Raw genomic sequence first — 20,017 nt, 5'->3', positions numbered from 1 at the left:
TCTAATTGAGATTAGGAAAAAATTGTTTCGATTGACTTCATTTTGTAAGCCATTCAGATGGTAAACAGCACCTTTAGGAATTCTGAGATTCTCACATGAGAATTCCCCTATAATGAAACTAATTATTTAAATTTGTGTTAAACTCTATAAGTTTAATAGATTATTGTTTCATTTAAAATCTTAAAATTATGTCACTTCGACTTGGAGATATAGCCCCTGATTTTGAGGCTAACACTACACAGGGGCAGATCCAATTTCATGAATGGTTGGGTAGCAGCTGGGGATTGCTGTTTTCTCACCCTGCGGATTTTACACCAGTTTGCACCACAGAACTTGGCAAAACAGCTCTTCTTAAGGGTGAGTTTGAAAAACGTAACGTGAAAGTTTTGGCGGTGAGTGTAGACGATATCGATTCTCACAACCGTTGGATTCCGGATATCAATGAAGTCAATAATACCGAAGTCAATTTCCCGATTATTGCAGATGAGGGACGCAAAGTAGCAGAATTGTACGATATGATTCATCCGAATGCAAGTGAAAAAGCAACAGTTCGTTCTGTCTTTGTGATTGGTCCGGATAAGAAAATTAAGCTTACACTTACCTACCCTGCATCCACAGGACGCAATTTTAACGAGATTATTCGTGTCATAGATTCGTTGCAGTTAACTGCCAACTATTCAGTAGCTACGCCTGCTGACTGGGCTGACGGCGACGACGTGATTGTAGTTCCTGCTGTAAGTACTGAAGATGCTGAGAAAAAATTCTCAAAAGGTCTTAACATCGTGAAGCCATATCTGCGTTACACACCACAGCCAAATAAGTAAATTCTGTTTTTTGATATATATAAAAGTCCTTCGTTGTATATCAGCGAAGGACTTTTATGTTATACGAATACCTTACCACAACGCTAATGCTTTTCAACGGAATCATCACCATAGTATCTCATATGTCTGGCTCCCAGGTAATAATAATAGATGGATAGTGCCATCGGAATATGGGCGATGTCATTGTAATTGAACCAGGGACCGAAGCTGAATTTTAATGCATGGAAACCGGCAGATACCGCACCCAGGAAGGTGGCGATAAAAATATAACGGCTTCCCGGATCATTCTTCTTCCGGTATACATAAATTTCAATCAGGCATAGCATCAGAAAAAGTCCGTAGAAAGCGTGTACCTCCACAACGATAAAGTTAAGGGTCACAAGGGCAAGTACGAAAAAGATTGAAAGTTCTATATAGTTAAGCCATCCCAGGTATTTTCCTATTTTTTGAGAGAGGAGTGGCTTGACGTGCCAGATGGCAGCGCGTTCAAAGAGTGCTACCGCGATCATACTTGAAAACCAGCCAGGGATTTTTCCAGGCTGGCCTGTGAGGTATAAAAAGCCATGTCCCAATATTCCGCCAATTGCCGTTGCCAAACCCATAAACAGGAAAAAGTACTGCGTTTGTTTATACATCCTGTGTGTTCTGCCCATTTGGTTGAGCTTCACAAATCCGTAAACACAGACGGCTGTCATCATCAGACTGGATAAAACAGAAGAAGGTTCCAGAATGGTGATGCCGAATAACTGAATCTGGTGCACCTTACTGAAATCAATGGCTAAAACATTCATAAAATTAAAAGTATTGCAATAACGCTGTAATCAGAATAGTCAAAGTAACTACAATTGAACCATTATTTCACAATTTGAAATCAGGTTACAGTTGCAAGGATCAATTTCGTGCCAGATAATAAACAGATTGTAATTGGCTGTGTATTTATTTCATGGATTTATTGTACTTTACATTTGTATATCAGCCAGGACTCGATTTATGAAGTGGTCATTTGTTATTCAGCAAAAATTCAAAACAGCAATCATATTAGGTGGGATGATGTGTATGATTGTTGGTGCTACACTAATATCCCGAATGAATATGGAGGGCATTGACAAGTCGTTTTCATCCATATATCAGGATCGGCTCATACCTGCAACCAATATTATTTATCTCACCGAAAACCTCTACGGAAAAAGACTTTCGCTTGAAAAGTTTTTGTTGTCTGATGAAGTGTGTAGCTCGGAGGAAATAGCCACAGGACTGAATGTGCACAATAATCATATAGATTCATTGATCAGAGCTTTTGAAAAAACGTATCTGGTGGATCAGGAAGCGCAAAGTTTGGGCGCTTTTAAGAATAGGGTTGCTGAATATGCATTGCTGGAGAAGGTTATCATCAATCTCTATATATCCGGGCATCCAGCGGCAGGAAAAGAACTTTTTGAAGGTGCAGGTGCCAGAACATTCCAAAGTACTATTCACAATCTGAACGAGCTGACAACAATTCAGTCCAGGGTAGGGCAGGAATTGATGAAGGAGACAAAGAGCGATATGGCAAGTTTCAGTTTGATTTCATTTCTTCAGATTGCACTGGCTATCATCATTGGTCTTATTCTTATTGGTCTTATTCAGAGCTCAACAATCATTCACAAGTCGACAGCAGGGAAAGATCGGGGCTTTAACCTGAATTAACAAAAAAAGGTCTGGTTGTAAGAGCCAGACCTTCCACTATATTTTACTACGGAGTTAATTTCCTACTTTTCTACCTTTAAGCGTTTCACGAGAGTTTTTCACTTGCTTCAAAAGGTCTTTTTTAACAAACAAACGTGTTCCGTTTCCACCCTGAAGATCAAAAGTCCGCTCTTTATAATCGAACTTGTTGTTAGGTAGTACATCCAGAAAATAGTTCTGACCACTCAGATTAAATTTCATTCCTTTTTGATCTTGTTGGGTATCATCCCATGAAACATGGATGACTCCATCTGCTGTACCCAAGGCAACCCCAGGAGTGAATGGAAGCACATTGATGGTTTGGATACTTTTACCATTGCTCATGGTAATTTGTCCTTCCGGATTTACCTTAATATCATTAGGATCAGATACTTCACGACGTATGTTAATGGCTTTGTCATTAAAAAACTGAACTTTTTCCAATGGAATATTAGCTGATTCAAGATCACGTCTCAAATCTTCCGTAAATACGGTGTAATTAGAAAGAGGAACGGAGTTCATAGTTGTGCAGGCCGAAACTGCGGAAAACAAAAGAAAACCGGCAATAAATTTTTTAACAAGATTCATACGTAATTGGATAGTCTAGATATTCAGTTCAGAATAAGATTTGGTGTCGCAATATTAAGAAAAACACTTACAGTTAACAAGATACCGATTTAATATTGAGGCAAAGGATTTTATGACAATCTGTCAGCCCGGCCGGATTCGATTGCTAATGGAACGCATATTTTCATTGAGTATTGCAAGAGGCAAATTATTTCTAAATTTTAAACCAAACGTTGACGAATATGGAGACAGGGATTCAGGAAAAGGGAAATTTAAGTATACACACCGAGAATATTTTCCCGATCATTAAAAAATTCCTTTACTCAGATCATGAAATTTTCCTGAGGGAACTTGTATCGAATGCAGTTGATGCAACTCAGAAGTTGAAAAAACTTTCTTCTTATGGAGAGTTTGATGGAGAGCTGGGGGAGTTGAAAGTAGTTGTGAAGCTTGACAAAGAGGCCAAAACCATTACCATCAGTGATAATGGTATCGGTATGACTGCCGATGAAATCAAAAAATACATCAATCAGATTGCCTTTTCAGGAGCTACTGAATTCGTTGAAAAGTATAAAGATAAAGGAGACGAAGGCAAAATTATCGGAAACTTTGGTCTCGGATTTTATTCAGCCTATATGGTTGCGAAAAATGTGGAGATCATCACAAAATCTTATAAGGATGATTCAGAAGCCGTACGTTGGGAGTGTGACGGTTCAACCGAATTTACACTTGCTTCTGCCGAAAAGGCTGAAAGAGGATCTGATATTGTACTACACATTGCTGAAGATTCGGAAGAATTTCTGGACGAGTACCGTTTACGCGGCATTCTGGAAAAATATGGAAAATTCCTTCCTATTCAAATCGAGTTTGAAGATAAAATAATCAACAATACCAGCCCTATATGGACCAAAAATCCATCTGAGCTGAAAGATGAAGATTACATTGCTTTTTATAAGGAGCTTTATCCAATGAGTGAAGATCCTTTGTTTTGGATTCACTTGAACGTGGATTATCCATTCAATCTTACAGGAGTTCTTTATTTCCCGAAACTGAAAAACGATTTCCAGGGACAGCGTGAAAAAATTCAGTTGTATAGCCGCCAGGTTTTCATTACCGATGAAGTAAAGGATATTGTTCCTGATTTTCTTCAATTGCTACACGGTGTGATCGATTCTCCCGATATTCCGTTGAACGTTTCCAGAAGTTATCTTCAGGCTGATGGTAATGTTAAAAAAATTAACGGTTACATTACACGTAAGGTTGGTGATAAACTTGCTGAGATATTTAAAAATGATCGTGAAGGATTCGAAGCGAAGTTTGATGACATCGGTCTGTTTGTTAAATATGGTATTGTGAGCGATGAGAAGTTCTACGAAAAAGCCAAAGATTTCTGTTTGGTGAAAAACGTAGATGGTAAATTCTTCACTTTCTCAGAATACAGCGATCTGGTGAAGGAAAACCAGACTGACAAAAATGACACACAGATCTGGCTATATACCACTGATGAGCAAAAACAGGATGCCTTCATCCAGTCAGCAAAAAAGCGTAGTTATGATATTCTGTCTCTGACAAGTGTAATTGATGCACATTTTATTAATGCTTTGGAGCAGAAGCTAGAAAAAACATCTGTGAAGCGTGTAGATGCAGATACGCTAGATAAGCTGATCGAGAAGGACGTGAAGCTGGAAAGTATTTTGTCTGCAGATGATCAGGAAAAGGCTAAGAAGCTTTTTGAAGAAATAGCTGGCTCAAAAAGTGCACACATTGCTGTAGAAGCTATGCCGGTCGATGAGTTGCCGGTGGTGATAACTTTCCCTGAATTCATGCGCCGTATGACAGATATGCAGGCAACGTCCGGACAGCGATCTATGTTTGGCGATATGCCGTTGATGTACACAGTTTCATTGAATGCCAATCATCCGATCATCGGTAAAGTTTTGCAAACGGAAAATGAAGAGGAACAGAAATCACTTGCTAAGCAGGTTTATGATCTTGCACTACTTTCGCAGGGTCTGTTGACAGGAAGTGATCTTACCAAATTCATTCAGAGAACGGTGACAACACTTTAAGATAAAAGAATGTATACAAAAGAGCCGCTTTCCTTGCTGAGAGCGGCTCTTCCTTTTTATCTTCCTCCAATCAATTTTTCTTTCAGAATATTTAATTCGTTCCACTTTCCTTCATGGGCCAGAGCCGCCTGTTCCGGCCAGCTGGTAGGGTCATGCATTTGAAATCGCGGTCCTGCAGCATGTAATATCCTGGCTATGCGTACAGCCGGAATGGCGGAAAGGTGTGCATAATTGTATATTCCATTCTTATTTAAAATGTCCTGGATCTTAGGGCCGATTCCTTCTATTACCTGAAGATCTTGCCGAACTCCTGAATTTAGCTCTTCAACTGGGTATACTGTTTTAGAAGCGCCTTTGATAGGTATATCTGCGGATACTACCGCAGGCCTGACCAGGGTTGACTGGCATTCGGCTAGTTTAAGTTGTTTTTCTAAAATGTCTTCCTCAATGCTAATGATTGAAGACCTTGTAATAAGACGGGCAAGCAGGTATCCTAATGCTGCTGCAATCACGAGTATGATAATGATCTCTGCAAATGCAAAAGATCGGGAAAATGGTGTTATCTCTGATAATGACATGGTCTATGCGGATTTTAATTTGGGATCAGGACTCGAGACGTCATTTGTTAAGTTAGCTCTGTAACTCTTTGAGCTCGTCCCACATGCCTTTATGAGCTAGTGCTGCCTGTTGCGGCCATGTTCGTGGATCGTGCATCTGAAATTTGCTTCCGTTCTTTCTAAGTATAGCAATTAACTCATCAGGTGCCGTTGCTGCTAATTGAGAAAAATTGTGGATACCTTCATCATTCAGCAGCTCTTCCATAATCTTTCCTATTCCTTCAATAATTTTGAGATCATCTTTAACCGGTAAAGTGGTAAAGGTACTGTGGATTGCATTATGTTCAAACGATTGTTTTTCGAGGAGGCAACTATCCAGATCGGTATTTATTTTAGCCAATCTTTTCTGTATCAGGCGCCGTTTCTTTGCCGCAGAAAAATAGCCGATTATATAGCCAATTACCGCAGCTCCGGCGATCATCAGCAAATGTTGCCATAATGCATCCGGGTCATTGAGTGGATTTAAATCAATCATAGTTATTATTTTGAGAATTATTACTTAACGACAACAGACACACGTCTGTTGGCTCGTTTACCCTCTGCTGTTTCATTGGATGCTTTTGGTTCAGATTCTCCTCTACCTTGTGTAATAATTCGGTTAGCAGGTAATCCGAGAGCTACAAATTGTTTTTTTACATAGTTGGCTCGTTTTCGGGAAAGCATCAGGTTCCATTCAGCGCTGTCTTCATTGTCTGTATGGCCGGTGAGTAAAAGTTTTTTACTCGTATTTTTGGCAAGAAATTTTTTTGCTTCAACAATAAACAGTTTATTCTGATCGGTTTTGATATATTCAGAACTTGCTGTTGGAAAATACAGATCAATGGGTTTAAATATGCTTTCAAACTTTTCCTTGTTCGCAAGATCTGCTTCGGGCTGACCCGTATTCGCGGGTACGGCAACTATTCCTATATTCCTGAAGCTCATATGTACTCCTCCATACACGTGTACTCCTCCATACACGCTATCCTGCTGAAAAATTATGTTCTCTGTTTCATTACTGTTAACAATAATAAGTGAGTCAGGAAGGCCTTTCGCCAGAAACCATTGTCTGATTGCATCTGCTCTGGCTTCTCCGGGATTCGCAAAAATAGTTTTGTTGGTTTCGGAAGCAGAAAAATCTCCAGTTATCACTAATCGTTTATCCCTTTTTTCCGAAAGATACTTAAACACAGAATCCATTTCCGGCAATACAGATGATAAGTTTGGAGTAGCCTCATTTTTAGCAAAAGCAAAATTCCCGTGAGCCTGCAGTTTCAGATTGGAACTGTCGGTAATAACCAGAGGTTCAACAACAGGGAAAATTGAAGAATTCTGCGGGACGATTGCTTGAGCATCGCACAATTGTTTAATACGACATACGTGCCAGTAGGCAGAACCAGCGATCCATACAGCCAGTAGCAACCACCATATTTTCCTGTTAGACATATTTTCCTCCTGAGGTTGATTCAGACATCTGACTTAAAATTAATTATTTAGTCACACATTATGAATTTTCCGCGATATTCATGCGTGGTGGTGCCTAACAAAAAAAGCAGCTTGCCCATTGAGCAAACTGCTTTAAAATCTTTACCGAAATAACTATCGGTTCATTGAAATAAGGAATTCTTCATTATTTCTGGTCCCTTTCATGTGTTCGAGCAAGAAATCCATGGATTCCATTGCATTCATGTCGGACATATGTTTTCTGAGAATCCAAACTTTTTTAAGTGTCTCTTTATCCAGAAGCAAGTCTTCACGGCGTGTACCGGAAGCCATCACATCAATGGCAGGGAATACACGTTTGTTAGACAGCTTACGGTCAAGCTGAAGTTCCATGTTACCGGTACCTTTGAATTCCTCAAAGATTACTTCATCCATTTTGGAACCTGTATCAATCAGAGCAGTTGCTATAATTGTAAGTGAGCCACCGTTTTCTACATTTCTTGCAGCTCCGAAGAAACGTTTTGGTTTGTGCAGCGCATTTGCGTCAACACCACCTGAAAGTATTTTGCCAGATGAAGGAACTACTGTATTGTATGCACGGGCTAATCTTGTGATAGAATCTAACAGGATAACCACATCGTGGCCACATTCCACCATTCGTTTTGCCTTTTCCAGAACAATGCTCGCTACTTTTACGTGGCGGTCAGCTTGTTCATCGAAAGTAGATGCAATTACTTCAGCCCGAACGCTTCGCTGCATATCGGTAACCTCTTCCGGACGCTCATCAATCAGCAAAATAAGAAGAAAAACTTCCGGGTGGTTTCTTGTAATTGCGTTGGCTACTTCTTTTAAAAGAACAGTTTTACCTGTTTTAGGTTGAGCAACAATCATCCCTCTTTGTCCTTTTCCAATCGGAGCGAACAAATCCAGAATCCGTGTTGAATATTGATCCGGACGGGAACTGAGTCTCAGACATTCGTCCGGAAATAATGGTGTCAGATATTCAAAAGGAATACGGTCACGTATTTCTTCCGTTGTTTTGCCATTTACGGTTTCAACACGAAGCAAAGCGAAATATTTTTCACCTTCCTTTGGAGGTCGTATCTGCCCGCGAACTGTATCTCCGGTTTTCAGACCAAAAAGTTTTATCTGAGAAGGTGATACGTATATATCATCAGGACTGGCCAGATAGTTGTAATCTGCAGATCTTAGGAATCCATATCCGCCATCCTGCATAATTTCAAGAACACCTTCATTTACAATAAGTCCGTCGAATTCACGTACATAGTTATTGTAATTTTTTTTGATTTTGGAAGAAGGATCTTCTCGTGATATGTTGGGTTGGGAATTGCGTTCCTGAGGTTCATTTGGTTGTCTGAAAGGTCTTTCTTCAGATATCTTTGACTCAGAGGGAGCAGGAGCCTGGGGTTCTTCCTGTTTTTCAGATTCAGAAGTAGGAACGGTGTCAACTACTTCCTCTTTTCCAAGGTCATTCAAAGTGTCATCTTCCGAGTCATCTTCGTGAGCTACATCCAGATTTCTTGCCTTGTTTTCAGTTACAGGTTCAGCCGTAGCTGGCTCAACTGTTTCTTTGGCATTTTGTGGATTGTCAAAAAGTGGAGCGGATGACGAAAATGGATTTGTATTTTCTTTCCTTTGTCTGACCGGACGACTGGATGCTGCTTTAGGTTCAGCTGTTTCACCAGGAGTCGCACGTCTGGCCCTCTTTTTCTTCGGCTCATCATCCTGTGAGGAAATAGCTTCTGGTTCAGCAGATTTTGCCGAATCCTGCTGAGTGAGGATACGGTTAATTATTTCCTTTTTAGGTAATTTAGCGTAGTCTGGAATATTGAGGCTTCCGGCAATTTCTTTAAGCTCTGAGAGAAGCTTAAGGTTCAGTTCATCAATTGTAAGCATACAGAAAATAAAAGGCAAAGAGGTACTTTACCTGTCGGATAATGAGTTTGTGAATGGTAAATGGATATTTCTTGAGAACGCATACCTTGTGGTCACGTAAGTGTTATGGCTGTATCAGAATTTATTCAGACCAAGTGAATGACTTTACCGGCCAGGAAAAAATGATGGATCAACTTGAAAAGTTAGTTAAATACACTCAAATGGAGTATTGAAAACGCTGGTAAGAACCTAATAACCTTGAAAAACGCTGAAAGCTATCGGGAGATGGATAACAGAACTTCAATATTGAGTTGAGGATTTGTTGGGCGAAGGTAATAAAAATTTTGTTAAGTGCAAATTTGTGAAAAAAACATTCACATATACCTTGCATTGATTCTCAATAATCCACGGATCTTTTAACATAATTTAAGGCATTACAGTGGATTATAGTTATTAGCGTACTAGCTTTTGTCACAGGAAAATAAGACTTTTGCACCATTATGAATATTGCGATTGACGCAGGTAATACATATGCCAAAGTCGGATGGTTTGAAAATGATAGCCTGATGCGATATCAGACCGGATTATCGTGGCCTGACATGATCGCCGAAATAAAACGGGAAGAGCCGGAAAGAATCATTTTTTCATCTGTAGGAAATAGTGTAGAGGATTTCATGAAAGCTTTGCAAAAAGATATTGAAATCATGGATTTATCACCAGATACGCCACTGCCTATTCAAAAGAACTATGACACACCGGAGACACTGGGTGCGGATAGAATTGCTGCGGCCGTTGGTGCTCAATCTCTGTACCCGAAGGATGACCTTTTGGTAATAGATATGGGTACGTGCATCACCTACGACTATCTGAATAAAAAGGGAAGTTTTCAGGGAGGTTCAATATCTCCGGGGGTGAAAATGCGATTCGCTGCTTTACATACGTTTACTAGTAGGTTACCTCAGCTGGAGCCGGTTTTTGAGCCGGAATTGGTTGGAAAAAGTACAAGAGGAGCGATAGAGAGTGGGGTTATGAATGGAATGTTGGCAGAAATTGAAGGAATAATTAGCCGTTATCGCCACATATCACCGGATTTACGTGTAGTTGTATGTGGTGGGGACGTTCCATTTTTTGAAAGTAGGTTGAAACCGACCATCTTTGCAGTTCCTGAATTGGTATTAATTGGATTGAACAGAATTTTAAGATATAATGTCGCTTTATAAAAGAATAGGAATACTCGCGGTTGCATTCACCTTCGGCTTTAATGCTTTGTCACCGGTTCAGGTAAATGGCCAGGGTTTAGGCAATGCACCTTATTCATCATTGGGTATCGGAGAGTTATATGGTGATGGTTTTTCTGACAACGTCGGAATGGGGCAGTCGGGAGTTAGTACTGGAAATGGATTTCAGATCAACAATCTCAATCCTGCACTATGGTCCAGAAATAAATATACAACCCTGGACATCGGTTTGATTGGTCAGTATAAGGATATTGTTTCAGGTAGTAATAAGCAGCAAACAGTTGGTGGGAATCTTGCTTATGTATCTCTGGCATTTCCTGTAAGCAGAAGATGGACATTGGGAGGGAGTCTGAAACCATACAGTTTTGTTGATTTTGAAAATACTTCCGTCAGAGTTATACCCGGAACGGCTGATCAGGCCATTTATTTCAATTCAGGAAAGGGTGGTATAAACAAAGCTTCTCTTACCAATGGTTACCAGCTAGGTAAATATGTCAGCCTGGGTCTTGAAGCATCTTACTATTTTGGAAATGTGAGAAAGGCATCAGAAGTGATGATCCCCTCAGGAACAAGTAGTGATTATTTGGTGGGTATTAATGACAGGATAGCGTATTCGGACTTTGGAGCACGTGCTGGTGTTGCAGTGAGAATACCTATAAAAAAGGACAATAAGCTTAACCTTAATCTGGGAGGAGCATACAGTTTCAAAACAGATTTAAACGGTACACAGACAAGAACATTAGAACTGAGCCAGGATTCATTTGTATTACCAGGAGCTACAGATACGCTTAGTAATAATCTATCAGGGGCAGTTACTGTACCTACGCAGTATCAGGTTGGCATGAGCCTGGAATGGCCTCTTAAACTTGTAATATCTGCAGATTACAACAGGCAGGAATGGTCACAGTACCGCGGATTCAGAACTTCTTCCAATGATGGTTTAAAGAATGTGAGCCGTATGAATTTAGGGGTGGAATACCTGCCGCGTTTCCTATCGCTTAATTATTTTGATCGTGTCCGGTATCGTGTTGGATTTAGTCATGGTAATAGTCCATACGTTATCAATGGAAAGGGTATAAACGATACGAATATCAGCCTTGGTTTTACATTCCCGATGGGATATGGTTATCAAAATTTCCTTTCAATTGCCTTTGTGGGAGGCCAGCGAGGTGTCACAAGTACCGGAACAGTCAGAGAGCGCTATGGAAGGGCTGTGTTAGGAATTACGCTGCTTGAAAGGTGGTTCCAGAAGCAAAAGCTGGATTAAACTGCATCATGATGTCAGCGGTATCTCAAAGCGTTTATCGGGAGCAAAAATTATTTTGGAACAGACTTTTTGCAGTGCTCGTTGTAACTGGTCTGGCCGGTATATCTTTTTCCTGCAACAAAAACGAAAAGAAGATAGGAGCTTTGTATGAAGGGCCCACAGAGATCGTGAATAATGTGCAAATAAGATATACTGAGCAGGGTTTACCGAAAGTTCAGATGGTAACACCGCTGTCTATGACTTACGGCAATCAGAATAAAATATTCCCGGACACAGTCAACATTAATTTTTTCGATCCAACGGGAGCAATCATTACCCATTTGCGTGCCGACTCTGGACGCTTCGATCATGCTACGAATGTCTATATAGTAAAAGGACATGTGAAGGTAATTAAGTCTCAGACAGAAGAAACACTCACAACTTCCGAACTGAGCTGGAGTCCTGTTACTAAAAAAGTATTTACAGATAAGCCGCTTACTGTCAGAAATACCAGAACGTCGGAGATAACCAAAGCGGTGGGCATGGACGCGGAGCAGGACTTTACCCGTATTAAATTCAGAAAGGCAACCGGTATATATAAATTCTCAGGAGTTCCCTGAGTTATTGATCTTCGCACTCAGCCAACGATTTCTGAACTAATTTAATGGAGGTATGCGTACTGTCTTTCCCCCATTTCATAGTTACAAAAGATACAATTTCTGCAATTTCAAGCTCAGTTAGTTTAGGATTACCCGGCATTGGCCTGCTAAACTTTTTTGCTGCTACCAGAATTGTATCGCTCATGCCATGTTTGATAATACATGACATCAGTTCCTTGTTTGTCAATATTGATGACCCCTGAAGCGGAGGATAGAGGTTAGCCATACCTTTTCCATCATCCTGATGGCAGTTCGTACAATAAGTTTTATACAATTGATAACCTTCCACGAAATATTGCTCCGACTTCAGTTCATCAGAACTTTGGCAGGAGTAAATAAATGGAAGGACGATAAGAAAAAAGGCTTTTAGCGATTTGCTGATAAGCCCGTTAAAAAAATGGGAGCAGCTCATTTTTTATACTCGTCCAATAGTGTCTGAATATCATCAATCAGCCTTTTTGTTCCTTCTTCCGTAGTGCCATCATACATGCCACGCACGTGCTTGTCTTTATCTACAAGAATAAATGCTCCGCTATGTAGAAAACCGCCTTCTGCTGTTTTTTCTTCCTTGGCTACGACCATATAGTTTTTTAAGCCGAGCTCATACGTTTTTTCTTTCGGACCTGTCAAAAACTGCCATTGTGTACCAGTAACATTAAGATCTTTCGCGAATGTATTTAATACAGATGGAGTGTCATGATCAGGATCGATCGTATGAGACAAAATCATTACACTGGGATTATCCTTAAATTTCTCATATACCGTCAGCATTTGTTTCTTCATAACCGGACATATGGTCGGACAAGTGGTGAAGAAAAAATCTGCGATGTAAATTTTGTCTTTAACAATTTGTTCTGTAACAGTGTCACCGTTCTGATTCACAAAAGAAAACGGCGGAATGGTATTGTAAATGGTATCTACTACTTCTTTACCATCTACCGTTTTAGTGGTCCAGTCCCTTTCTCCCAGAATTGGTAATTTCTTTCCGGCATTGTCGCAACTGGCAATTCCCAGTGCTACAATAGAGGTTAACAGTATTGATTTGATGGTAAAGGTTACTTTTACTAAATTCATAATTATTTGTCCAAAAACGATTTTGCTTCGTTTATACTTTTAAGAGTGACTAGTTTTACTTCTTCAATTTTAGTTTTCTCATTTTCAAAATATACAATGGCATCATCGTGATTAAGTTTTTTGGCTGAATCTCCGCGATATTCATTCATCCAGCTCATCATTGCCCTGTCCGACTCATTCAGTTTTTGATTCAGATCTGCCGCCTTGGTACGTTCTTCTGCCAGATTATTTCCTGTAATTCCTTCATTCTGCAGACTATCTAATTCTACAATCTTTTTAGATAACCGAATTTTTAAAGACATAATTTCATCCATTTTCGGCATCACTTCATCATGCATTGTAAGCACTTGTCCTTCAAGTTCGTGCACTTTTTCTTTGTTGCTGGAGCAATTTAGTAACGTACATGCAATCATTAGGGCCGGTATAAGATTTTTCATAATCACACGGAGGTTTTTTGGTTAATAGATACTGAGTTAATTTTTCTGGATCATCTCACGGGCATTGTCTAACACCGATTCACTCGGGTTATGTCCGCCAATCATCTGGGCTATTTCCATGATTCTTTCATTCATAGATAGTTTTTTAATTTTGCTGACGGTCTTTTCCGATGAATGGTCTTTATAGACAAAATAGTGGCTATTACCACTGCTTGCGATTTGATGAAGATGTGTAATGGCTATTATTTGATGTTTTTCTGACATGTTATGCATCATTTTAGCCATTTTCTTAGCAATTTCACCTGATACACCCGTGTCTATTTCATCAAAAATGATGGTTGGTAATTTGCGTTTATCTGCCAGTATATACTTGATAACCATCATTAAGCGGGAAAATTCTCCTCCGGAAGCAACTTGTTTGAGCTCTTGAGGTGCAACACCTTTATTGCCGCTAAACAGAAAGATGACTGAATCAATTCCATTGGGGGAGGGAAGGATTTCACTGATACGGATAGAAATAGACGCATTAGGGATACCTAATTCTATTAGTCTTTCGAGCAGCAGTGACTCTATCTGCGCTGTGACTTTATGCCTTCGGGCTGATAGTTTTTTTGCGCTTTCATGCATTGCTTTCTGACTCGATTCTGCCTTACGTTGAGCAGCTGCCAGATCTTCATCCAGATTAAGCACTGTATTCAACTTTTTTTGTAAGGTATCTTCTAGTTTTATCAGTTCATCAATCGTTGTCAGCTGATGCTTTTTTAGAAGGAGGTAAATTAAATCTAATCTCTCGCGCACAATCTCCGTGCGATTCTGATCAAGATCAACGGATGAATTCGCACTATCTATCTCATCTGTAAGATCCCGAAGTTCAATCAACGCACTTTGCGCGCGCTGATGTAATCCATCATAGGCAGGAACCAGCCTGGCTGCCTGAGAAAGTGAGTTAACAGCTATCTTTAATAATTCGAGTACAGAACCTTCAGGACTATCGAGGTAGGTATATGCTGCCTGTAGCTTTTCACGAATCTCCACAGCATTCTCTAAAATAGCCAGTTCTTGTTCGAGACTATCCTGTTCTCCTGCGACCAGAGATGCAGCATTAATTTCCTGAAAAAGAAATTGATCAAAATCGAACTCCCTTCTTAGTCGTGATGCTTCATTTTGCAAATGTTCCAATGACTTTGCCGCATCCCGGTATTGTTGATATCGGTGTTGGTAGTCTGCCAGCAAATCCCCATTGCCTGCGAATGCATCTACAGCCCTTAACTGGAATTCATTGGTTCCCAACATGACGGAATCATGTTGAGAGTGTATGTCGAGCAACTGGCTGCTTATCTTACGAAGTGTTTCCAGGTTTACCGGGGTGTCATTAATGAAAGCTCTGGATTTGCCGGAAACGGATATTTCACGCCGAATGATGCAATCATCAGAAAAATCAAGGTTTTCTTCTTCAAAATTTGGTGCCATATCGTATCCTGCCAGATTGAAGGTTCCTTCAATGATGCACTTCTCACTGGAATCGAATAAAGATTTTGCATCAGCACGGTTGCCGAGTAATAAGCCAATGGCACCAAGCATGATGGATTTACCTGCTCCTGTTTCCCCGGTGATGATGTTCAAACCAGGATCGGGCGTCATTTCCAATTGCTTGATTAAAGCGTAATTCTTGATCAGTAAATTAGAAAGCATTTTAGGTTAATCAAATGAAGGGCGTGTATGTACGCTGATTGTTTCTGTAAATAAGGATTTCCTTAATTGATTCGAATATAACCACGATATCTTTCAATCAAAAACCGAATACGGCGAGGCAACTATTTATTTACAATCTCTTCCAGTTTGGCGGTAGTATCCAATATGATTTCGTGTATAAGGTCTATCGAAAGAATATGTAAGTGGTCCCGCGAATCCAGTATGGTTAGTGTATCTGGCGTAATTGATTGCAGTTTACCTAGGTGCGTAACGCCATTACGCAATACGACATGGATCTCGTTATGCTGTAATCTGCTAAGTTTACTATAGCTATCCGTGCCCGGGATTCTTATCAGTCTTTTGCTCATTGCTGACTTTTCTATTGGTTAAGCCTTTGGTATAATTGTGTTTTGGAAGGATCCAGACTTACCAGAACTGCATAAGCTTCTTTTTTTTGTTCGGTAGTCCCTTCTACCATAATTTTACATAGTTCATCAGATTTCGCATCGAAAAATGAATTGATTACAATACTACCGGGACGGGACAGAGATACTTCCTTAATCGTGTTTAATACTGTTAATACCTTGGTTCTGGTTTGAACAGGGTTTTGTGTCGCCACGTCCAGCCCTTCTCTATAATAGCTGTACATCCCTTCGCGAAATGGGAGAAACTGCTGGCTCATTAGATTTTCAATAAGTGAGTACCGACTGTTTGTATTATTGGTACTGTTATCCCAGGCCCGCCGGTTGCCCGAACCATTTCTGGCTTGGTTGGAAATATTGAATGCCTTCTGTAAATATGGGCTTCCTCCAAGTTTGCTGAAAGAATCGTAATCGAAGATGTGCGCCAGATAGGCATAAAATGCAAGGGAGTAAGGGAGCTCATCTGTGAAACTCGCCTCGTTGAAATAGAGCTGATTTCCCGGCAGGAAGTTAAAGTTGAAGTTTCTGTCTACATAAGTAAAAAGCACTGTTTCATAATTTGAATTAAACACCGGTCTTGATATGACCAGCTGCGCATTTCCTTCATAACTACCGAGTGCTACAGACTTAATCAAATTTATATTCAACTTACATTTGATTCTTTCCTCTTTTGCAAACACATCATTTGACCATCTGGTATTATTCAGAAAGTCATTGATATAAGTTTGTAACTGAGTCATGCTCTGCGGGTCAGTTTTTTGCTGCGCGAAAAGCTGATCAGAATTAACTGTTACGGTGAACAGTGCTGATTGTGCAGATACTATTGCTGAATAGGCCAGCCCTAAACACAAAACGAAACTAAACGTATATTTTTTCATACTTCACTCCATTTATTCAGGACAATATCAAGAATATCCTGAGCCACCTCATCCTTGGATTTTAGGGTAAAATGACTTACTTTTTTGTTTGTATCAATAACGGAAATTTTGTTGGTATCGTGTGCAAATCCGGCACCTGCGTCATTGAGAGAATTAAGGACGATGTAATCCAGATTCTTTCGCTGCATTTTATCGATTGCATATTCAAGCTCATTTTCAGTTTCCAGGGCGAAGCCGATAAGCAACTGCCCTGATTTCTTTTGCGATCCAAGTGTGCCGGCAATGTCCGGTGTTTTTTTTAGATTGAGAACCATCCCTGATTCCTGCTTTTTTATCTTTTGACTGGCAACATGCTCACTTGTGTAATCAGCCACAGCAGCGGAAAATATAACAAGGTCACTGGATTCAAAGTTGGCTTGCGTTGCCCGGAACATCTCTTCTGCCGTTTGAACATGAACAACATGTATATCAGTATCCGCAATTTTCTGTGAAGTGGGACCACTGATCAGGGTAACGTGAGCTCCGGCTCCTGCAAAAGCATGTGCAATCGCATAACCCATTTTTCCCGATGAGCGATTACTTATGTACCTGACCGGATCAATGGGTTCTGTAGTGGGGCCTGCTGTGATCAATACGCGTTTGCCTTGGGCGACTCTTTTGAAGGTAAATAATTTTCTAAGCTGGTAAATAATGGTTTCCGGCTCTGCAAGTCTGCCATCTCCAACCAGCCCACTCGCAAGCTCGCCGTGTCCAGGTGCTATCAGGTGATTCCCGTATGACACCAAAGCCTTAATGTTATTGGAGGTAGAAGGATGTAAAAACATATCGACGTCCATAGCTGGTGCAAAAAATACTGGGCAGCGTGCAGAAAGATAAATGGTAGTCAAGAGATCATCTGCATGGCCGTTAGCAAGTCGCGATAAAGTTTTGGCCGTAGCCGGTGCGATAATAATTGCATCGGCCCACAATCCCAGCTCAACATGGTTATTCCAAAGGTGAGTGCTCTCGTTGACAAATGAGGTAAGGACTTGCCTCTTGGAGAGAGTGGCCAGTGTGAGAGGAGTAATGAACTCGGTTGCTGACTGCGTCATCACGACCTGAACATCGGCTCCTTCCTTTACTAGCAGACGAACCAGTAATGCCGATTTATAAGCAGCTATACTTCCTGTTACTCCCAAAATTATTTTTTTTCCCTGAAGATTCAATGTCTTATTGCTTTTAGGAATTGGCTATAAAAGAAAACCAGCCGTATAAATAAGTGCTTATTCGTACGGCTGGTCTTAATAGATATCAGAAACTATTCTTCTGAGTTGTCGCGCAGACTGTGGTACGTTTTTCCATCGATAAATTCATCAATAGCGATACTTCCCGCTTTCGGCATACGCTCGTAAAACTTAGAAATTTCAATTTGTTCACGGTTTTCAAAAACCTCTTCAAGATTGTCAACACCTGATGCAAATTCAGCGAGTTTGTTGTTCAATTCCTCTTTCATTTTGCTTGATATCTGACGAGCTCTTTTAGATATCACTGATACTGATTCATATAGATTTCCTGTTACATCCGCGATCTTGTCGGTATCGCGGGTAATGATGGATGGATTCGTTGCCATGCTTACTTAATGGATATAGTTTAAATTTTTAAAACTTAATTGAGTCAACAAAGATCAATTCTGAACCTTTGTTTCTGTTGTCACCGGAGCGGTAACCTTGGCCGGTTTTGTTCCGCTGCCTGTGTCAGGTTTTGCTTCCAGCAGCTTTCTTTCTGCTTCTGCCTTGGCAAGTAGTCCAATCTGGTCATTACTGTTATCGAACATCCGTTCTGCATCGCGAACATACTTGCCCGATGGATATTTGTCTACCAATTCTTCATAGAACTTAACAACCTCTTGGTATCGCTCCTTTTGTTTATCGTAAAAGCTGTTCGAAGCAAGATTATATTGTGATTCTACCTTCAAAAATGCCAGCTCCTCATTGTATTTAGAATCTGGAAAATCCTTCTTAAAGTTATCAATTGAAATTACAGCGGATTTCAATGATGCCATATTAAAATCACTGATTTTATGATATAATTTCGCTTTTTCGTAAGCTTTACGTTCCAGCTTCGATCTTAGCTCCAAGATGAATTTTGTACACTCTTCACGGAATGGGCTATCAGGATATGTATTAATAAAATCCTGGAGGGATGAAATTGCAGTAAAAGTACTTGCCTGGTCCAGGTTAAATGGAGCAGAATCTTTGTAAAGCGAAAAGGCATGCATGTAAAGCGCCTCCTGAGCGAAGTCACTACGTGCATACGTATCGTAGAATTTCTTAAAGAGAAACTGACTCGTGTTGTATTGACCCTGCTGATATTGGGTATACGCATAATAGAACTGAGCAAGCTCAGATTCTGTGCTACCTTTCAAAAGAGGAATTAACTCTTCAAAAAGTAAACCGGAGCGATAAAAATCGCCCTTCTTATAATAGGTCATTGCGGCATCGTACTTCTGCTGGTCCGTACCTGTCTTCTGTAATTTGGAAAATTTACTACAGGAAGTAATGACTAATACTGTAATAATAAGCAAGAAATAACTTGCCAGACTGTTTTTTCGCATATAACCGCAAAGGTAATAAAAAAGCTACACCATCCATAACGAAAGGGTAGCTGAATAAAGTGTTTTAAAAGTACTATTGCTGATGACGAACAAGCATTTTCTTTGTTGCCACCTTTTTACCCTCCAGAGAAAGCTGATAAAAGTATAATCCCGTGGGCATCACAGTGGTATCTACGGTAAGTTTCCGGTTGTTCTTGTTCAATACATACTCGTTCATTTTTGTTCCCAATACGTTGTAAAATATAACCTTGGCATCTCTCAGGTCTCCTGTGATATTATAATCCAGCTCTGCACGTTCGCTGGCAGGATTGGGATAGATGTTAGATACGGTTATTACGTCACTGGCATAAAGTTGTTCCTCTGCCTTAATGGCAGACTCTACAGTAACCAGTTTTTTCTCAATGTTCTTTGTGACAAGTTCTACTTCCTGTACGCCGGTACTTTCAGACGCAGCAGTATTAGAAAACAAAAATGTTCTGTAAAACTTATTCAGAGCTTTTGGATTTTGTAAAGACAAAGGCTTGTAGGTAAGGCCTGATGGTTTGGTGGTAAATGGTAGATTTCCAGCAGAATCAGTTTTCTTCGTAGCTGTCATGTTCAGTCGGCTACCCGTAGGAACCGATTGGGCTGCCAGCCCCTGCCAGGCCAACATTACAATTGTCATTAAGTAAAGTATAGT

The 20,017-nt window shown here is 40.2% G+C and carries 22 protein-coding genes; 6 read left to right on the top strand and 16 right to left on the bottom strand.

The features are described from left to right. Nucleotides 1-188: 188 nt before the first annotated feature. On the top strand, nucleotides 189-824 hold the full coding sequence (locus AC1XUE_RS15955) for a peroxiredoxin (protein WP_483356981.1): 636 nt from the start codon (nucleotides 189-191) through the stop codon (nucleotides 822-824). An 83-nt stretch (nucleotides 825-907) separates the two neighbouring features. Here the strand turns inward: AC1XUE_RS15955 and AC1XUE_RS15950 are convergent, their stop codons facing one another. Continuing rightward, nucleotides 908-1,615: a DUF6962 family protein gene (locus tag AC1XUE_RS15950; RefSeq protein WP_483356980.1), complete on the bottom strand. Its 708-nt coding sequence runs from the start codon at nucleotides 1,613-1,615 to the stop codon at nucleotides 908-910. A 199-nt stretch (nucleotides 1,616-1,814) separates the two neighbouring features. On the opposite strand from AC1XUE_RS15950, the gene AC1XUE_RS15945 reads away from it, so the two are divergent. After that, the gene (locus AC1XUE_RS15945; RefSeq protein WP_483356979.1) at nucleotides 1,815-2,510 is read left to right on the top strand and encodes an MCP four helix bundle domain-containing protein; all 696 of its coding nucleotides are present in this window, start codon (nucleotides 1,815-1,817) and stop codon (nucleotides 2,508-2,510) included. Nucleotides 2,511-2,564: 54 nt separating this feature from the next. Here AC1XUE_RS15945 and AC1XUE_RS15940 read toward each other — a convergent pair whose 3' ends face one another. Then, the gene (locus AC1XUE_RS15940) at nucleotides 2,565-3,116 is read right to left on the bottom strand and encodes a hypothetical protein (RefSeq protein ID WP_483356978.1); all 552 of its coding nucleotides are present in this window, start codon (nucleotides 3,114-3,116) and stop codon (nucleotides 2,565-2,567) included. 221 nt (nucleotides 3,117-3,337) lie between these two features. On the opposite strand from AC1XUE_RS15940, the gene htpG reads away from it, so the two are divergent. Further along, nucleotides 3,338-5,164 (top strand): molecular chaperone HtpG, encoded by a 1,827-nt coding sequence (htpG, locus tag AC1XUE_RS15935; RefSeq protein ID WP_483356977.1) that lies wholly within the window; start codon nucleotides 3,338-3,340, stop codon nucleotides 5,162-5,164. A gap of 56 nt (nucleotides 5,165-5,220) precedes the next feature. Here htpG and AC1XUE_RS15930 read toward each other — a convergent pair whose 3' ends face one another. From AC1XUE_RS15930 to rho, 4 genes are all read right to left on the bottom strand, one after another. Beyond that, the gene (locus tag AC1XUE_RS15930; protein ID WP_483356976.1) at nucleotides 5,221-5,742 is read right to left on the bottom strand and encodes a hypothetical protein; all 522 of its coding nucleotides are present in this window, start codon (nucleotides 5,740-5,742) and stop codon (nucleotides 5,221-5,223) included. A gap of 52 nt (nucleotides 5,743-5,794) precedes the next feature. Continuing rightward, entirely contained in the window at nucleotides 5,795-6,256 is a 462-nt protein-coding gene (locus AC1XUE_RS15925) for a hypothetical protein (RefSeq protein WP_483356975.1), read from the bottom strand. 20 nt (nucleotides 6,257-6,276) lie between these two features. Further along, nucleotides 6,277-7,206 (bottom strand): OmpA family protein, encoded by a 930-nt coding sequence (locus AC1XUE_RS15920; protein ID WP_483356974.1) that lies wholly within the window; start codon nucleotides 7,204-7,206, stop codon nucleotides 6,277-6,279. Between the two features lie 153 nt (nucleotides 7,207-7,359). Then, entirely contained in the window at nucleotides 7,360-9,120 is a 1,761-nt protein-coding gene (gene rho / locus AC1XUE_RS15915) for a transcription termination factor Rho (protein WP_483356973.1), read from the bottom strand. Between the two features lie 479 nt (nucleotides 9,121-9,599). Between rho and AC1XUE_RS15910 the strand changes: the two genes are divergently transcribed. The 3 genes from AC1XUE_RS15910 to lptC are packed head-to-tail and all read left to right on the top strand — an operon-like array spanning nucleotide 9,600 to nucleotide 12,203. Then, nucleotides 9,600-10,319: a type III pantothenate kinase gene (locus AC1XUE_RS15910; protein WP_483356972.1), complete on the top strand. Its 720-nt coding sequence runs from the start codon at nucleotides 9,600-9,602 to the stop codon at nucleotides 10,317-10,319. Next, nucleotides 10,306-11,604, top strand: coding sequence for a BamG family beta-barrel-assembly machinery protein (gene bamG, locus AC1XUE_RS15905; RefSeq protein WP_483356971.1), 1,299 nt, complete (start codon nucleotides 10,306-10,308; stop codon nucleotides 11,602-11,604). Before AC1XUE_RS15910 ends, bamG begins: the two co-directional genes overlap by 14 nt. Nucleotides 11,605-11,612: 8 nt before the next feature. Further along, complete coding sequence (lptC, locus tag AC1XUE_RS15900) at nucleotides 11,613-12,203, top strand: LPS export ABC transporter periplasmic protein LptC (RefSeq protein WP_483356970.1); 591 nt, start codon at nucleotides 11,613-11,615, stop codon at nucleotides 12,201-12,203. Between the two features lies 1 nt (nucleotide 12,204). Here the strand turns inward: lptC and AC1XUE_RS15895 are convergent, their stop codons facing one another. The 10 genes from AC1XUE_RS15895 to AC1XUE_RS15850 form a co-directional block, all read right to left on the bottom strand. Continuing rightward, nucleotides 12,205-12,654 (bottom strand): c-type cytochrome, encoded by a 450-nt coding sequence (locus tag AC1XUE_RS15895; protein ID WP_483356969.1) that lies wholly within the window; start codon nucleotides 12,652-12,654, stop codon nucleotides 12,205-12,207. After that, entirely contained in the window at nucleotides 12,651-13,316 is a 666-nt protein-coding gene (locus AC1XUE_RS15890) for an SCO family protein (protein ID WP_483356968.1), read from the bottom strand. Before AC1XUE_RS15890 ends, AC1XUE_RS15895 begins: the two co-directional genes overlap by 4 nt. Nucleotides 13,317-13,318: 2 nt before the next feature. After that, nucleotides 13,319-13,753 carry a viral A-type inclusion protein gene (locus AC1XUE_RS15885; protein WP_483356967.1) on the bottom strand — a complete coding sequence of 145 codons (435 nt, stop codon included), beginning with the start codon at nucleotides 13,751-13,753 and terminating at the stop codon, nucleotides 13,319-13,321. Between the two features lie 36 nt (nucleotides 13,754-13,789). Continuing rightward, nucleotides 13,790-15,445: a DNA repair protein RecN gene (recN, locus tag AC1XUE_RS15880; RefSeq protein ID WP_483356966.1), complete on the bottom strand. Its 1,656-nt coding sequence runs from the start codon at nucleotides 15,443-15,445 to the stop codon at nucleotides 13,790-13,792. A gap of 122 nt (nucleotides 15,446-15,567) precedes the next feature. Then, the gene (locus AC1XUE_RS15875; protein ID WP_483356965.1) at nucleotides 15,568-15,813 is read right to left on the bottom strand and encodes a hypothetical protein; all 246 of its coding nucleotides are present in this window, start codon (nucleotides 15,811-15,813) and stop codon (nucleotides 15,568-15,570) included. 11 nt (nucleotides 15,814-15,824) lie between these two features. Continuing rightward, on the bottom strand, nucleotides 15,825-16,745 hold the full coding sequence (gene porD / locus AC1XUE_RS15870) for a type IX secretion system protein PorD (protein ID WP_483356964.1): 921 nt from the start codon (nucleotides 16,743-16,745) through the stop codon (nucleotides 15,825-15,827). Beyond that, the gene (gene coaBC, locus AC1XUE_RS15865; protein ID WP_483356963.1) at nucleotides 16,742-17,950 is read right to left on the bottom strand and encodes a bifunctional phosphopantothenoylcysteine decarboxylase/phosphopantothenate--cysteine ligase CoaBC; all 1,209 of its coding nucleotides are present in this window, start codon (nucleotides 17,948-17,950) and stop codon (nucleotides 16,742-16,744) included. Before coaBC ends, porD begins: the two co-directional genes overlap by 4 nt. 92 nt (nucleotides 17,951-18,042) lie before the next feature. Then, a complete protein-coding gene (locus tag AC1XUE_RS15860) occupies nucleotides 18,043-18,354 on the bottom strand; it encodes a DNA-directed RNA polymerase subunit omega (protein ID WP_483356962.1) in 312 nt (103 codons plus the stop codon). A 54-nt stretch (nucleotides 18,355-18,408) separates the two neighbouring features. After that, on the bottom strand, nucleotides 18,409-19,338 hold the full coding sequence (locus AC1XUE_RS15855) for an outer membrane protein assembly factor BamD (protein WP_483356961.1): 930 nt from the start codon (nucleotides 19,336-19,338) through the stop codon (nucleotides 18,409-18,411). Nucleotides 19,339-19,411: 73 nt separating this feature from the next. Continuing rightward, nucleotides 19,412-20,002 (bottom strand): T9SS type A sorting domain-containing protein, encoded by a 591-nt coding sequence (locus tag AC1XUE_RS15850; protein WP_483356960.1) that lies wholly within the window; start codon nucleotides 20,000-20,002, stop codon nucleotides 19,412-19,414. Nucleotides 20,003-20,017: the final 15 nt, after the last annotated feature.

Source organism: Dyadobacter sp. HNCC25DJ187, from assembly GCF_056895255.1.
Note: the sequence above shows the minus strand (reverse complement) of the source record. Positions and strands in the feature narration are given on the sequence as shown.